We start from the raw sequence: 626 nt of genomic DNA on the forward strand, positions 1-626 counted from the left end.
CATTCGGACACTCGAGCGACCGCTCCAGTCGGCAAACGGCCGTTCCGATGAGAATGATTCAGATTCCGTCATCTGCCAAAGCGCTCCTGACCTGCACTCGGGGTGTTCAGAACCCGGTGAATTCTCAACCCGACGGATTGGCGCTGCGGCGACATGCTACGATCAACGCGATCCGACTTTCATCCCGACGCACAATGACGACAATGTATGAATTGCTCGGTATGTGCGAGAACGCGACCAACGAGGAAATCAAGCGAGGCTACCGAAAGGCGGCGATGAAAGCGCATCCCGACCGCAACGTCGGGTGCGAAGCGGACGCGCATGCGCGATTTCAGGAGATCAAGGAGGCATACGCGATTCTCTCGGACCCGGAGCTGCGCCGCGTCTATGACACCGCTTACGCAGAGGAAATGCTCCGTCACGCACGGCTTCGCGAAGAAGAGGAGCGCTTGAACGCGGAGCGCGAAGCGGAATATGCGCGGTTCGTGGCATGGGCGATGCGCTTCGCCGAGCAAGGGCACAACCGCGACGTCGTGTTCGGTGTTCTGCTCGGCCGTGATTGCGATGTTCAACTCGCCGAGCGCATTGCCGGCAGCGTGGTCGAGTTGCATGCGTCGCGCCAGCCG

The 626-nt window shown here is 60.5% G+C and carries 1 protein-coding gene; it reads left to right on the forward strand.

Translation table 11 applies throughout. From position 1 onward, the window contains the following. Positions 1-194 precede the first annotated feature (194 nt). Positions 195-626 (forward strand): DnaJ domain-containing protein (locus tag DIE06_RS37960; RefSeq protein ID WP_148094393.1); only part of this gene is annotated, 432 nt, incomplete at its 3' end.

The organism is Burkholderia sp. Bp8998 (assembly GCF_003854235.1).
Classification (GTDB): Bacteria; Pseudomonadota; Gammaproteobacteria; order Burkholderiales; family Burkholderiaceae; genus Burkholderia.